We start from the raw sequence: 13384 nt of genomic DNA, 5'->3' as shown, positions 1-13384 counted from the left end.
GCGGCCGTTACGGCAGCCGGGCCTGCTCTTGGAGGGCCTGGGCGTACTGAAGGGCCCGGCGGATGCGCCCGGCGGCCTTTTGCAGGTGCTTGTAAACGGTGGATTTGCCGATGCCCAGTTTTTCCCCTACCTGCTCCATGGTCAGGCCCTCAAAAAAGTAGGATTGTACACATTCCCGCTGCCGGGGCGTAAGGTCCTGCTGGATGGCCAGGCGGACAACAGCCTGGGCTGCCTGCAAATTTGGGCGGTTGCCGGCGGGGTTTTGGGGCTGGCTGCCCAGGTAATTTTGGGCCTCTTCGATACTGAGAATGTGGGTGCGCATGGGTTTCAACTCCTTAAAACGGGCAAAATACAGGCAGATACCAAGGGGGTTAGGGGCAACTATTAGGGGGATAGGAGGGGGATATTGGAAGGGTTAGGCGGGGGTAATGGGCAGGTAGGAACAGCAGTATTTTTCCAAATCAGAAAAAAGAGGGGTGCCTACTCTTTTTTCTTTGCCTGGGAAAAGTCAATGCTCAGGTCCGGGGCGGCGGTGATGCCCTGACTGTTGGGGCTGGTGACGTAATAGGTTTTATCGCTGAACAGGGGGTAGAAGATGTGGCGGTTTAAAAGGTAGGTTTCCAGGTTGCGGTACTCGGACAGGCCGAACTGGATGGAGTGGAGCAGGTTGTCGTATTCGGCGTCATTGAGCAGGGTGGGGGAGGAGGTGCTTTCGAATGCCTTGAGCACCTGGTAGGGGGTGGTGCCCCCGGCCCGCAGGGTGTACAGGGCGGCCTGGAAGTTTCCGGAGGCGATACGGCTTTGGAATTCCTCGTCGGACAGGGGGGAGATGTTGAAGGCGTTGTTCAGCTTGCTGTTCCAGGAAACCAGCAGGCCGTTGGCAATGTTGATGGACTCCTCGTCATTGGGGCAGATGACGGTGATCTCCGGCAGGCGGTCGGTTTCCAGCTCTGTCAGCAGGGCGGGCAGGAGGCTTTGCAGCACCCCGTCATCCTGGCTGGGGAACATGGTGGCCCCGTCGTCATAATACCCGCCGCCACCCCAGCGGACACAGTTGGCCATGATGCCCATGGCCTCGGTGCTGTTTTTGTCCGTGCGGCGGTCCAGCAGGCTCTGGCGGTCCAGGGTGCGGACGAATATCTCCCGTGCCTGGGGATACTTGAGCACGCCGGCCTCCGGGTTCAGCAGCAGGCCGGTAACGGCATCGTCCAGCATCTGGATGCCGCAGCCCTGCTCGGCCGCGGCTTTAGCGGCGGTTTCCGGCAGGGTGGTGATGTCGATGCTGCCGCTGGCCAGGGCGGCTACAGGCTCTTTGGCCAGGGCTTCGTCGTAATCGACCAGATAGGTCAGCTTGCCGGGGGTGACTTCATCGGCCCGGTGGTACAGGCTGGAGGGGGAGAGCTCTACCTTGCGGCTGCCGTAGTCGGTGTTCCAACTGTAGACGGTGGACAGGGTAAAGGGGCCGTTGGTGATCAGGTACTCGCCGGACAGGCCGTAGTGGCCGGAGCAGCTCTCAAAATAGGCCCGGTTACAGGGCATATAGTGGGTGCCAGCGGTGAGGGCGGGGAAATCGGCATAGCTGCGCTCTAACTGGACCACCAGGGTGTGGGCATCCTGCGCCCACACGCCTAGCTGGTCCTCGGTGGCCTCGCCCTTATAGATGGCCCGTGCCCCCTGGATGATGAACAGGTCATCCACCGAGGGGGTGGCGGTTTCGGGGCGGAGGGCGCGCTGGATGGCGAACAGGAAGTCATCGGCGGTGACAGGGTCGCCGTTGCTCCACTGGGCCTCTGGGTAGAGGTGGAAGGTGAAACGGGTGTCGTTATCGGCGGACTCCCACTTGCGGGCCGCGCCGGGGAGGACATCGCCCTGGGGACCGATACGGCAGAGCCCCTCGAACACAGAGGCGATGACCTGGTAGGAGGACTGGTTGGCGGCGGTTTGGGGGTCCAGGCTGTCGATATTTTGGGGCAGGGCGTAGGTGAACGCCATGCCGTCTGCGTAGCCGCTGCCGCAGCCGGAAAGGGTGGCGGGCAGGAGCAGAATGAGGACAGCGCACAGGGCGCGGGCAATGGCTGGTTTCATGGTGGGCCTCCTGGGGGGGGGAACTGAGGGCGCCGGGGCACCCCCGCTCTTTTAAGTATACACAGGGGGACGGGGGATATAATTCCTTTGGAGAAATTCATAAAGCTTTAATAAGCCATGGGAAAAGGCCCCCCGCCGGTGCGGAGGGCCTTTCTATTCGCCTTGGGAATGGGCGTGGTTTTAGACGTTGGCCTTCAGCCAGGCGACATCTTCTTTCAGGCAGTCGATGCGGCTTTTGCCGCCGTAGCTGGCTTCGCGCTCTACCACATAGATGACGCCGTCCCGCTGGGCGTCTGCGGCGGCTTTGACGGCTTTCCAGTCGACAATGCCGCTGCCGGTAGGTACATTCAGCTTGTCCCGCTCCTGCATCTTGGCGATGAACTCAGGGGGGAAGATGGGCTTGCCGTTTTCGTCCAGCTCGAACTTAGGCCACTTCGGCGGGTTCTTCCGGGAAGAGGCCGGGTCCGGGCCGATGACCGCGCCGTTCTCTTTGATATGGATAGCGGCGATGCGGCCGGCGTGCTGGTTGATGTAGGCCACCGGGTCAATGCCCGCAGCAGAGGCCCAACCGCAGTCGATCTCAAAGGCCACGGTTTCGGGGTCGGTGTTCTCGATGACCCAGTCAAAGAGGTACTTGTCCTGGTCCTTGTTGAACTCCTGGGTGTGGTTGTGGTAGCCGATGGTGATGCCGTACTGTTTGGCCTCGGCACCCCACTTGTTCAACTCGGCGGCCACCTCTTTGGCCTCTTCCACATCGCAGAAGGAGGTCATGGGGCAGGCCACGAACTTGACGCCCAGTTGGGCCAGGTAGGGCAGGTGCTCGCCCATCATCTCAAAGGGCACATGGGCGGAAACGGCCTTTACGCCGGCCTCCTCCAGGGCCTTTTTGATGTCCTCGACGGGCACGTCTTTATAGTCTTGGGCAAACTCTACCCCGGCATAACCCATCTCGCCGGCTGTTTTGATCTTCTCTCCACAGCGGAGAGGGGGCTCATGGCCAAAGGAGTACAGTTGCAGATTGATGTTTTCCATGATTTTTACCTCGTGCCGGCCTTAAAACTTGATGGCTTGGCCGGTCTTGGAGGACTGGTAGATGGCATCCAGGATCTTGGTGACTACGAAAGCCTGGTCAGCGGTGACGAACAGCTCGCCCTCGCCGCGCAGAGCCTTGACCCAGATGTCATGCTCTTTGGAGATGGGGGCGGGGCCGGTGCTGAAACCGGGGATGTAGCCCATGATCTTGTCGCCGACCCAGGAGATGGTCTGCTCGTTGGCCACAATGTGGTTCAGGCGGACACGGCCCTCCAGGGTGTCCAGGCCGCCCTTGGTGCCGCACAGCAGGGTGTGGGCCTGGTTGTCGCAGCCGGCCTTCTCGGCCATGTTCAAGGCCCAGGAGGCGCGCAGGTTGATAACGGCACCGTTCTTCATCTTGATCTGGCCGACAGCGGAATCTTCCACGTCATAGGTTTCGTTGTTCCAGTGGTCGGGGTCGCCCATCCAGTTGTTCTGGCCCTGTACATCGGGGGTGAGCAGGCGGCCCAGCTTCTCGAAGGAAGTGCCGACTACGTAGTCCACGTCGTAATTGTTCATCAGGAACAGGGTGTTGTCCAGAGCATGGGTGCCGATGTCGATCAGCGGGCCGCCACCCTGCTTGGATTTGTCGGTGAACACACCCCAGGTGGGCACGCCACGGCGGCGCAGATAGGTGGCCTCGGCGTAGTAGATATCGCCCAGCCAGCCGTCGGCTACAACCTTGCGGGCCACGGCGTTCTCATGGAAATGGCGGTACTGGTAGCCGATGGTCAGCATCTTGCCGGTGCGGTCCCGTGCGTCCAGCATCTTCTGGGCATCCTCCGGGGTAGCAGCCATGGGCTTTTCGCACAGGACGTGCTTGCCGGCCTCCAGCGCGGCCACGGTGATCTCGCAGTGGGCGATGTTGGGGGTCAGCACGTGCACGGCATCGATGGTGGGGTCGGCCAGCAGCTCGTGGTAGTCGGTGTAAACTTTCGCGTCAGGGGTGCCGTACTCTTTGGCGGCTTTCTCGGCGCGCTCGGGGATCAGGTCGCAGAATGCGCACAGATCAACATACTCGGTCTGCTGGGACATACCGGGCAGGTGTTTCTGGTTGGCAATGCCGCCGCAGCCAATAAAACCAATCTTTAACTTAGCCATGGGAATCATCCTCCTAATAATATATGCCGCCTACCGGCGCGAAAACACGCCAGCGGTTTTGCATATGGATTACAACCCTATTGTACCGCAAGTGGAAGAAAATGTAAAGGGCTTTTTTATGAATTTTATAGAAATAAATTTATTGACAACCTGAATTATTGGAAATATAGCTTGTACTCCGCTTTTTTCTACAGTCAGTTTACATAAAGCCCGGAAAGGCCGTGGGGCGCTGCCCCACACCCTGCCAGAGAAACTTTTTGTAAAAAGTTTCTCTGGACTCTTCCAAAACTTTTACGGGGGCCGGGGCAATGCGCAGGGGGGGGCGGGAGGGGGAGAAGAGGCTTTGGGTAGGGACTTTTTTTCTTTTTTGGGAAGGGCCGGGGCAATCAGGCTGAAAAAACGGGGTAAAGAAATTATAAAAAATTATAAAAATTTTTTGTTATGGATTGTAAACGGCGCGGGCAGTACCTGCAAGAAAGCACTGCCCGAAACGCGAAACGAAAAGTTTTGGTCCACCTTTTTTAAAAGGTGGCAGGGGTGTGGGGACAGCGTCCCCACGGCCTGGGAGAGGGTAAGGAAGAGAGGGGGAAACGGCGCGGGCAGTGCCTGCAAGAAAGCACTGCCCGAAACGCGAAACGAAAAGTTTTGGTCCACCTTTTTTAAAAGGTGGCAGGGGTGTGGGGACGGTGTCCCCACGGCCTTAGGGGGGAGAGAAGGGGGGAGCTTAGTACTGGCGGCCCCAATAGACCATGTGCTTGGCGGGCTTGCCGCAGCAGGCGCAGACGCCGGAGAGCTGCTCCTCCTCAAAGGGGATGCAGCGGGACTTGACGCCGCCGGTTTCCTCCTTTAGGCGGTCTTCGCAGGCGCTGCCGCCACACCACATGGCCTTGATAAAGCCGGGCTTGTTTTGGGCGATATCCAAAAACTCCGCATGGTTGTGGGCCACGTAGGTTTTGGACCGGAGGTTCTCTTGGGCTTTGTGGAGCATACTGTCGTGGATGACATCCAGCATACCCTTTATTAGCTGGGACAGGCTGTGCCCGCCGTCCCCTGCCAGGGGCATGGGGCATTTCTCTCCGGTGTCGCGGCGGACGAACATACACTGGCCCTGCTCGATGTCTTTGGGGCCCAACTCGATGCGCAGGGGCACGCCCTGCATCTCGTACTGGGCGAACTTCCAGCCGGGGGAATTGTCGCTCTCGTCCAGCTTGACCCGGAAGTCCTGGCTGAGGCTTTCCGCCAGCGCCTGGGCCTTTTCCAGCACGCCGGGCTTGTGCTGGGCGATGGGCACGATGACCACCTGGGTGGGGGCGATGCGGGGGGGCAGCACCAGGCCGTTGTCATCGCCGTGGACCATGATGACCGCGCCGATGAGCCGGGTGCTCATGCCCCAGGAGGTTTGGAAGGGGGCGTGTAGCTGGTTGTCCCGGCCGGTGAAGGTGATGCCGAAGGCGTTGGCGAAACCATCGCCAAAGAAATGGGTGGTGCCGCCTTGCAGGGCCACGCCGTTGTGCATCATGGGCTCCAGCGTATAGGTGGCCACGGCACCGGCGAACTTCTCTTTCTCGGTTTTTTTGCCCACTACCGGGGGGATGGCCAAAGCGTCCCGGTAGACTTCCTCGTAGACGCGCAGCATTTTCAGGGTGAATGCCTCGGCCTCCTGGGCGGTTTCGTGCATGGTGTGGCCCTCTTGCCACAGGAACTCCATGCCCCGCAGGAAGGGGCGGGTGGTTTTTTCCCAGCGCACCACGGAGCACCACTGGTTATACAGCTTGGGAAGGTCCCGGTAGGAGTGGATCTTTTTCTGGTAGTGCTCGCAGAAGAGCACCTCGCTGGTGGGGCGGATGTAGAGCTTTTCGGCCAGGGCCTCGCCGCCGCCCTGGGTGACGACCGCGCACTCGGGGGCAAAGCCGTCGATGTGGTCTTTCTCCTTTTGCAGCAGGCTTTCGGGGATGAGCATGGGCATGGCCACGTTTTGTACCCCCAGCTTTTTGAAACGGGTATCCATCTCCCGCTGGATGTTCTCCCAGATGGCGTAGCCGTAGGGCTCGTACACGATGCAGCCCTTTACGCTGGAATAATCGGCCAATTCGGCCTTTTTTACCACGTCGGTGTACCATTGGGCGAAGTCTACGTCCATGGAGGTGATGGCCTCCACCGCTTTTTTCTGTTGCGCCATAGTGATATCGTCCTCTCCTTTTGACTTTCCCCTTATTATAGCGGCATTGGGCGGTTTTTGCAAGGAATTTGCGGAAAAAAACAGGCGCCGGGGGCAAATGGCGCCTTGGCTGGCCGGCCGCAAACAAAAAGCCCGGGCAGGGGGCCTGCCGCAGGCTTAAAAGCTTGCCTTACTCCTGAGAGTGGCTTTCGATGTACTCTACCAGAGCGCCGACGGTTTTGATGTTCTCCACTTCCTCGTCCGGGATCTCTACCTCGAAGTCATCCTCAATGGTCATCAGCAGGTCGACCACGTCCAGGGAGTCGGCCCCCAGGTCGTCCTCCAGCAGGGTATCGGGGGTGATGCTGTCCGCCTCTACGCTGAATTGTTCACTGAGTATGCCTTTGATTTTTTCCAGTACCATCTTTAACAGCCTCCTAAAAAATTTCAGTTTTCGCCTTCCGAAAAGCCCGCGCCTTCGGATATGGACAAAGCCGGCCCGGATGTGTTATAATAATAGCCCGGCGAACAGCGTGGGCCAAAAAGGGCTGGCCGGATCCTTCCCTTTCATTGTATTGACTGGGCCCCGCTTTGTCAACTATGAAATGAAAAAAACTTGCCAAACCTGCTAAAAAAAGGAGTAGACCCCCTATGAGAACCCAAAAAGCAGCCGTGATCGGCCACCCCCTTGGCCACACCATGTCCCCGTTTATTCAGGAAAGGCTATTTAGGCTAGCGGGCATACCCATGGAGTACCAGGTGCTGGACCTGCCCGGCCTGGAAGAGGCCCTGCCCGCCCTGCGGCAACTGGACTGCTTTAACGTAACGATCCCCTATAAAACGGCGATCATCCCCTACCTGGAGGACCTGTGCGGCCAGGCCAGGCGGTGCGGCTCGGTGAACACCGTAAAGGTGGCGGACGGGAAACTGTACGGCTACACCACCGACGGCCCCGGTGCGGCGGTGGCCCTGGCCATCCACGGCCTGCACTTTGCCGGGGAGGTGCTGATTTTGGGCAACGGCGGCGCGGCCAAGGCCATTGCCTTTCAGGCGGCGGAGCAGCAGCGGGATTTTCACATCACCCTGGCACACCGGGAGGGATCCCAGGAAAAGGCCATGGCGCTGGCCGAAAGGCTGGGGGCCTTTGGCCGGGAGCGGGGGGACCGGGGGTTTTTGGTGACGGTGCGCAGCTACCGGGAACTGGAGGACTGCCGGGACAGGTTTGACCTGCTGGTGAACGCCACCAGCGTGGGGATGTACCCCCACCCGGACGCCTGCCCGGTGGGCGAGGGGGTTATTGCCCGGTGCGGCGCCGTGTTTGACGCGGTGTACAACCCGACGGACACCCGGCTGCTGCAGACGGCCCGGCGGCTGGGGATCCGGACGGTGGAAGGCATGGGTATGCTGGTGTGCCAGGCGGCCTACTCGCACAAAATATGGTATGATACGGAGTTTCCGCAGGAGGGTTTGCACCGGTTGACCGCGGACGCCCAGGCGGAGATGGAACGGTTGTTCGGGGGGCGGGGGCAATGAGGGGGAACATTGTCCTTTGCGGGTTTATGGGCTGCGGGAAAACCAGCGTAGGCCGGCGGGCTGCCCGGCTGCTGGAACGGGAACTTTGCGACCTGGACCAGTACATTGAGGGCAAAGAGGGGCTGACGGTGGCGGAGATCTTTGCCCGGTACGGGGAGGTGGGGTTCCGGCAGCGGGAGGCCCAGGCTGTGCGGGAGGTGGCGGCGCGGCCGGGGCTGATTATTGCAAGCGGCGGGGGCACGGTGCTGAGCGGGGACAATGTGCGGGCCTTCCACGAGGGCGGCGGGGTGATCGTGTTTTTGGACACGCCCCTGGCCGCTTTGCAGGAGCGGCTGAAAAACGACCGGCGGCGGCCGCTGTTGCAGGTGCCTGACCGGCGGCGGGTGATTGCCGAACTGTATAAAAAGCGCTGCCCCCTGTACCGGGCGGCGGCGGACATTACCGTGGACGCGGGCGCGCCCCCGCTGGCTGTGGCGCACCGGATTGTGAAAGCGGTGGAGGGGAACCAGGCATAGAGGCGCGCCAAGGATGGGGTTCCAAAGGGCCGGTGGCACTTTGGCGGGGATCCTGAAGGGGCGGGGCCCCTTTGGCCGCCGGAGGCCAGAAATATCCCCCCAAAAAGATATAAGCAAATAGCCCGGCCGGGGGAAGAGGGCCGGAACCATGCACAAAGGCGGGAAAAGTTGGGTTTCCAAAGGGCCGGTGGCACTTTGGCGGGGATCCTGAAGGGGCGGGGCCCCTTTGGCGGCCGGAGGCCAAGGGGAAGGGCACGGCGGAAAAAAGACTTGACAGCACGGGGAGAAAAGGGTAAAATAGACGCAAACCAGCGAATTAGGAGCGTATAACATGAAAGCCGACCACGCGCAGCAATTTTATTACTGCTTTAGCCTGCGATTTACGACGCGGGCTTTTTCCGCGTGGGAGGACAGGGATGGCTGCGCTTTTTCACCGGCCCGGCGGGGGTGTGCCCCTGGGGGCAGGTGAATGGGGTTTGCGCGGGGATACCCGCGGAAGGGAGCGGAGCCGGAGGGCTCCGTTTTTTGTGCTTATTTGGCCCCCTGATGGGGGGAAAATCAACCGAAAGAGAGGACGAGATAGCATGATCATTGTACTGAAACCCTGCCAGGAACCGGAGCGGGTGGAGCGTTTTATCAGCAAACTGACGGACAACTACGACGTGAAGGTGAACACCTGGGTGGGCGCCCACAGCACGGTGCTGGGCCTGCTGGGGGACACCACGGCCATTGACGAGGAGTATATCGCGGCCCAGGACGTGGTGGAGTCTGTGCGGCGGGTGCAGGAGCCCTATAAGAAGGCCAACCGGAAGTTCCACCCGGAGGACACGGTGGTTATGCTGCCGGGTGGGCAGCAGATTGGCGGGGGGAAACTGGCGCTGATCGCCGGGCCCTGCTCGGTGGAGAGCGAGGGGCAGATCTGCCAGGTGGCCCAGTGTGTGAAACAGGCGGGGGCGGCGTTTTTGCGGGGGGGCGCCTTTAAGCCCCGGACATCGCCCTATGCTTTTCAGGGCATGAAGGCGGAGGGGCTGGCGCTGCTGGCACAGGCCAAGAAAAAGACGGGGTTGCCGGTGGTTACGGAGATTATGAGCGTGGAGCATCTGCCGCTGTTTGAGGATGTGGACATTATACAGGTGGGGGCCAGGAATATGCAGAACTTTGAACTGCTGAAACGCCTGGGCAAGGTGGACAAGCCTATTTTGCTGAAACGGGGGCTGGCAAACACCATTGAGGAGCTGCTGATGAGCGCCGAATATATTATGGCCGGGGGCAACGAGCGGGTGATTTTGTGCGAGCGGGGCATACGCACCTATGAAACCATGACCCGCAACACCCTGGATATCTCGGCGGTGCCGGTGATCAAAAAGCTGTCCCATCTGCCGGTGGTGGTGGACCCCAGCCATGCCAGCGGCATCAACTGGCTGATAGAGCCCCTGGCCATTGCCGCGGCGGCGGTGGGGGCCGACGGGCTGATCATTGAGGTGCACAACGACCCGCCCCACGCCCTGTGCGACGGCGCCCAGTCCATTACCCCGGAGCAGTTTGCGGCTTTGGCCCGGAAGGTGGCCCACGTGCACGACACGGTGCAGGCCCTATGACCGGCGGGAAAAAGGTGGTCGTGGTAGGGCTGGGGCTGATTGGGGGATCGATTGCCAAGGCCCTTAAGCAGAACACCGGGCATCAGGTGCTGGGGATGGACCGGGATGAGGACGCGCTGCTGGACGCCTGCTCTTGCGGGGCCATTGACGGGAAGGCGGGCCGGGACGACCTGTGCGGCGCGGATGTGGTGTACCTGTGCGTGTACCCGGAAGGGGCTTTGGCCTTTGCCAGGGAATACGGGCCTTTGTTGCAGGAGGGCTGCGTTTTGACCGACACCTGCGGGGTGAAGGCCGGGCTGTGCCGGGGCATGGAGGCGCTGCGGGGGACGGGCCGGTATGCCTTTGTGGCCGGGCACCCTATGGCGGGCAAGGAACGCAGCGGCTTTGCCGCCAGCGACCCCAGCATCTTTGTGGGGGCCTCTTATATTCTGGTGGAAACAGGGGCCCCGGCGGAGGCGGTGGACCTGGTGGAAAGCCTGGCCCGGAGCATGGGCTTTGGGCGGATCGTCCGCACCACGCCGGAGCGGCATGACCAACTGATCGCTTTTACCTCGCAACTGCCCCACGCGTTGGCCTGCGCCTATGTGCTGAGCCCCCGGTGCCGGGAGCACCAGGGGTTTTCGGCGGGGAGTTACCGGGATGTGTCCAGGGTGGCGAACATCAACGACACCCTGTGGAGCCGGCTTTTTTTGGACAACCGGGAGGCGCTGGTGGCGGAACTGGACGAACTGGGGCGCAACCTGCGGCTGATACGGGACGCGGTGGGGCAAGGGGATGAACCGGCCCTGGGGGCCCTGCTGCGGGAGGCGGCGCGGATTAAGGGGGAAGTGGGTTAATGGGGGCAAACGTATAGGCAAACGCTTGTGGGCATCGCCAACAGAAAGAAAGAAACGCGCCCAACCGCCGGTTGAGCGAATGGCCCGATTTTCTGAGCGCGGCGGTGGACGGCACGAAAGTCTTTGGGGGATCCTTAACCCCCTTTCTACAGAAAGAGGTTTAAGCGGATAGTCGCCGAAAGGAAAAAAGAGAAAAGGAGAAACAGCCCCGCGCCGGGCTGGCGGTCGAGCGAATGGCCCGATTTTCAGAGCGCGGCGGTGGACGGCACGAAAGTCTTTGGGGATTCTTAAACCCCTTTCTATAGAAAGGGGTTTAAGCGGATAGTCGCCGAAAGAGAATAAAGAAAAAAGGAAAAACAGCCCTGCGCCGGGCTGGCGGTCGAGCGAATGGCCCGATTTTCTGAGCGCGGCGGTGGACGGCACGAAAGTCTTTGGGGGATCCTTAAACCCCTTTCTACAGAAAGAGGTTTAAGCGGATAGTCGCCGAAAGAGAATAAAGAAAAAAGGAAAAACAGCCCTGCGCCGGGCTGGCGGTCGAGCGGATGGCCCGATTTTCTGAGCGCGGCGGTGGACGGCACGAAAGTCTTTGGGGATTCTTAAACCCCTTTCTACAGAAAGGGGTTTAAGCCGCCGGAGGCAAACCGGATAGAACGCAATAGAACGAAAAAAAGGAGGAAAGCAAATGGAGATCCAAGTAAACACGACGGCTCCCTACACGGTTACGGTGGAGCGGGGGGCGATGGGCCGGGTGGGGGAGATACTCGGCCAGAGGAAAAAGCCGGGGGCCAGGGTGATGGTGATCAGCGACAGCCATGTGGCGCCCCTGTATGGGCCTTTGGTGCGGGCCTCGCTGGAGGGGGCGGGGTTCCGGGTGAGCGGGTACACCTTTCCGGCCGGGGAGGAACACAAGCTGATGGACACGGTTTGCGGGATGTACCAGGCTTTGGCCGAGGAGGGCTTTACCCGCACGGACCTGGTGGTTACGCTGGGGGGCGGCGTGGCCGGGGACATGGGGGGCTTTGCGGCGGCTACCTTTTTGCGGGGGATGGACTTTGCCCAGGTACCCACCAGCCTGGTGGCGCAGGCCGATGCCAGCGTGGGGGGCAAGACCGGGGTGGACTTGCCCTTTGGCAAAAACCTGGTGGGGGCGTTCCATCAGCCGGTGGCGGTGATTACCGACCCGGACGCCCTGGGCACCCTGCCCCGGCACTATTTTAACGACGGGCTGGGGGAGGTTATTAAGCACGGCTGCATTGCCGACCCGGCGCTTTTTGCGGCGCTGGAGCAGGGGGCCGCCCTGGCGGACATGGAGCAGGTGGTGGGACGGTCCATCGCCATAAAACGGGATTTTGTGGAGGCCGATACCAGGGACACCGGGCGGCGGATGATCTTGAACTTTGGCCACACTTGCGGGCACGCCCTGGAAAAGCTGCACCGGTTTAAGGGGCTATCCCACGGGGAGGCGGTGGGCATTGGCATGGTGCTGGCCTGCCGGGCCGGGGAAAAGCTGGGCATCACCAAACCGGGCACGGGGGCGCGGGTGGCCGCCGTGCTCAGGCAATACGGCCTGCCGGACACCACGGGCTTTACCCCGGAGGAGATTGTGGCGGCTACGGCTTTGGACAAAAAAAGCGACGGGGACAGCCTGCGGTTTATCTTTATAAAGGACGTGGGCGAGAGCGTGATTTACCCCATGGGCCGGCAGGAACTTTTGCAGGCGCTTTTGTAAGGGGGCGGGGACTTGTACAGCATACTGGTGGTGGAGGACGACCTGCCTATTGGCAACCTGCTGGAAGAGATACTGGGACAGGCCGGGTACCGGGTGGAGCGGGCTTATTCCGGCACGGAGGCGCTGTTGCGGCTGGACAGCGCCCAGCCGGACCTGGTGCTGCTGGACCTGATGCTGCCGGGGCTTTCCGGGGAAGAACTGCTGCCGCGTATGGACGGGGCGCCGGTGATTGTGCTGAGCGCGAAGGCAGGGGTGGACAGTAAGGTGGAACTGCTGATGGCCGGCGCGGCGGACTATGTGACCAAACCCTTTGACATCCAGGAACTGTTGGCCAGGGTGGCCGTGCAACTGCGGGGCGGGGCCCGGCGGGAGAAGGGGCGGCTCTCTTATGGGGGGTTGGCGCTGCATACGGACGCCCACTGCGCGTTTGTGGGGGCGGTGCAGGTACACCTGACCCCCACGGAGTACGCGGTTTTGTGGCAACTGATGCGCAACCCCAATCAGGTGGTGACCAAGTCGCAGCTACTGGACCGGATTGCGCGGGACACGCCGGACTGCACGGAGAGCTCGCTGAAAACCCACATGAGCAACCTGCGGAAAAAGCTGCGGGCCGCCGGGGGCCGGGAGTATGTGGAGGCGGTGTGGGGCATTGGGTTTAAGATGGCGGGGCCCGGCCCGGACCATGCCGGTAGGAAACCCTAGCGTCTGTTTTAAAACCGGAGAAATGGGGGAGTTTTTGTCCAAAAGTGAGGGCTTTC

At 61.1% G+C, this 13384-nt stretch carries 12 protein-coding genes; 6 read left to right on the top strand and 6 right to left on the bottom strand.

Annotated elements, in window-relative coordinates:
* Nucleotides 1-7: 7 nt before the first annotated feature.
* The 6 genes from U8U01_RS07695 to acpP form a co-directional block, all read right to left on the bottom strand.
* Entirely contained in the window at nt 8-322 is a 315-nt protein-coding gene (locus tag U8U01_RS07695) for an RNA polymerase sigma factor (protein ID WP_322173092.1), read from the bottom strand.
* A 158-nt stretch (nt 323-480) separates the two neighbouring features.
* Nucleotides 481-2085 carry a peptide ABC transporter substrate-binding protein gene (locus U8U01_RS07690; protein WP_322173090.1) on the bottom strand — a complete coding sequence of 535 codons (1605 nt, stop codon included), beginning with the start codon at nt 2083-2085 and terminating at the stop codon, nt 481-483.
* Between the two features lie 180 nt (nt 2086-2265).
* Nucleotides 2266-3117 carry a sugar phosphate isomerase/epimerase family protein gene (locus U8U01_RS07685; protein ID WP_322173088.1) on the bottom strand — a complete coding sequence of 284 codons (852 nt, stop codon included), beginning with the start codon at nt 3115-3117 and terminating at the stop codon, nt 2266-2268.
* A 21-nt stretch (nt 3118-3138) separates the two neighbouring features.
* On the bottom strand, nt 3139-4257 hold the full coding sequence (locus U8U01_RS07680; protein ID WP_322173086.1) for a Gfo/Idh/MocA family protein: 1119 nt from the start codon (nt 4255-4257) through the stop codon (nt 3139-3141).
* A gap of 724 nt (nt 4258-4981) precedes the next feature.
* Nucleotides 4982-6436 carry a proline--tRNA ligase gene (gene proS / locus U8U01_RS07675; RefSeq protein WP_322173084.1) on the bottom strand — a complete coding sequence of 485 codons (1455 nt, stop codon included), beginning with the start codon at nt 6434-6436 and terminating at the stop codon, nt 4982-4984.
* A gap of 169 nt (nt 6437-6605) precedes the next feature.
* Nucleotides 6606-6839 (bottom strand): acyl carrier protein, encoded by a 234-nt coding sequence (acpP, locus tag U8U01_RS07670; protein WP_322173082.1) that lies wholly within the window; start codon nt 6837-6839, stop codon nt 6606-6608.
* 227 nt (nt 6840-7066) lie between these two features.
* Between acpP and U8U01_RS07665 the strand changes: the two genes are divergently transcribed.
* The 6 genes from U8U01_RS07665 to U8U01_RS07640 all read left to right on the top strand — a co-directional run bounded on the left by U8U01_RS07665 (nt 7067) and on the right by U8U01_RS07640 (nt 13328).
* Nucleotides 7067-7948, top strand: coding sequence for a shikimate dehydrogenase family protein (locus tag U8U01_RS07665; protein ID WP_322173080.1), 882 nt, complete (start codon nt 7067-7069; stop codon nt 7946-7948).
* On the top strand, nt 7945-8463 hold the full coding sequence (locus U8U01_RS07660) for a shikimate kinase (RefSeq protein WP_322173078.1): 519 nt from the start codon (nt 7945-7947) through the stop codon (nt 8461-8463). Before U8U01_RS07665 ends, U8U01_RS07660 begins: the two co-directional genes overlap by 4 nt.
* Nucleotides 8464-9047: 584 nt before the next feature.
* Nucleotides 9048-10061 carry a 3-deoxy-7-phosphoheptulonate synthase gene (gene aroF, locus U8U01_RS07655; protein ID WP_322173076.1) on the top strand — a complete coding sequence of 338 codons (1014 nt, stop codon included), beginning with the start codon at nt 9048-9050 and terminating at the stop codon, nt 10059-10061.
* On the top strand, nt 10058-10897 hold the full coding sequence (locus U8U01_RS07650; protein ID WP_322173074.1) for a prephenate dehydrogenase: 840 nt from the start codon (nt 10058-10060) through the stop codon (nt 10895-10897). Before aroF ends, U8U01_RS07650 begins: the two co-directional genes overlap by 4 nt.
* A gap of 682 nt (nt 10898-11579) precedes the next feature.
* Nucleotides 11580-12626 carry a 3-dehydroquinate synthase gene (gene aroB, locus U8U01_RS07645; RefSeq protein WP_322173072.1) on the top strand — a complete coding sequence of 349 codons (1047 nt, stop codon included), beginning with the start codon at nt 11580-11582 and terminating at the stop codon, nt 12624-12626.
* Nucleotides 12627-12638: 12 nt separating this feature from the next.
* On the top strand, nt 12639-13328 hold the full coding sequence (locus U8U01_RS07640) for a response regulator transcription factor (protein ID WP_322173071.1): 690 nt from the start codon (nt 12639-12641) through the stop codon (nt 13326-13328).
* The last annotated feature ends 56 nt before the right edge of the window (nt 13329-13384 follow it).

This window comes from Acutalibacter caecimuris (genome assembly GCF_034335085.1).
In the GTDB taxonomy this organism is placed as follows: domain Bacteria; phylum Bacillota; class Clostridia; order Oscillospirales; family Acutalibacteraceae; genus Acutalibacter; species Acutalibacter caecimuris.
The sequence above is the reverse complement of the archived record's forward strand: the minus strand, read 5'-3'. Positions and strand labels throughout refer to the sequence as shown.

What these genes read in the sequence shown, in the direction of transcription:
- acpP (WP_322173082.1), bottom strand. Translation starts at nt 6,839, where the DNA reads ATGGTACTGGAAAAAATCAAAGGCATACTCAGTGAACAATTCAGCGTA.
- aroF (WP_322173076.1), top strand. Translation starts at nt 9,048, where the DNA reads ATGATCATTGTACTGAAACCCTGCCAGGAACCGGAGCGGGTGGAGCGT.
- U8U01_RS07650 (WP_322173074.1), top strand. Translation starts at nt 10,058, where the DNA reads ATGACCGGCGGGAAAAAGGTGGTCGTGGTAGGGCTGGGGCTGATTGGG.
- U8U01_RS07680 (WP_322173086.1), bottom strand. Translation starts at nt 4,257, where the DNA reads ATGGCTAAGTTAAAGATTGGTTTTATTGGCTGCGGCGGCATTGCCAAC.
- U8U01_RS07665 (WP_322173080.1), top strand. Translation starts at nt 7,067, where the DNA reads ATGAGAACCCAAAAAGCAGCCGTGATCGGCCACCCCCTTGGCCACACC.
- U8U01_RS07685 (WP_322173088.1), bottom strand. Translation starts at nt 3,117, where the DNA reads ATGGAAAACATCAATCTGCAACTGTACTCCTTTGGCCATGAGCCCCCT.
- U8U01_RS07660 (WP_322173078.1), top strand. Translation starts at nt 7,945, where the DNA reads ATGAGGGGGAACATTGTCCTTTGCGGGTTTATGGGCTGCGGGAAAACC.
- U8U01_RS07695 (WP_322173092.1), bottom strand. Translation starts at nt 322, where the DNA reads ATGCGCACCCACATTCTCAGTATCGAAGAGGCCCAAAATTACCTGGGC.
- proS (WP_322173084.1), bottom strand. Translation starts at nt 6,436, where the DNA reads ATGGCGCAACAGAAAAAAGCGGTGGAGGCCATCACCTCCATGGACGTA.
- U8U01_RS07690 (WP_322173090.1), bottom strand. Translation starts at nt 2,085, where the DNA reads ATGAAACCAGCCATTGCCCGCGCCCTGTGCGCTGTCCTCATTCTGCTC.
- aroB (WP_322173072.1), top strand. Translation starts at nt 11,580, where the DNA reads ATGGAGATCCAAGTAAACACGACGGCTCCCTACACGGTTACGGTGGAG.